Raw genomic sequence first — 276 nt, 5'->3', positions numbered from 1 at the left:
GGTTATACCTAGAAATATATCTATTAGCCGGTTATATCTCACCTTCGCCAGCAATGCCTGCTCGTCGTCTAAAGAATAACCTGTAATTATCTCCGGGGTATTGTCTGGAATTTTTATTGCCACCATATTAGGATTTGGCAAAATCCTACTAATAGTTACTAATCTAAATCGATACTTTGACCTACCAGCCAGCTCAATAATCCACTCCTTACCTTCTGGCTGAGTCAACAGAATACTTTCTGGCATAGGCGTTCTAAATCTGATTGAATATATAAC

The 276-nt window shown here is 38.4% G+C and carries 1 protein-coding gene; it reads right to left on the bottom strand.

What is annotated here, in order from left to right; translation table 11 throughout:
* Positions 1 to 228, bottom strand: a 228-nt coding sequence (locus tag ACUYLD_RS25680; RefSeq protein ID WP_446676240.1) for a hypothetical protein, incomplete at its 3' end; no start/stop codon positions are given.
* Between the last annotated feature and the right edge of the window lie 48 nt (positions 229 to 276).

This window comes from Paenibacillus sp. SER-28 (genome assembly GCF_052906305.1).
Note: the sequence above shows the minus strand (reverse complement) of the source record. Positions and strands in the feature narration are given on the sequence as shown.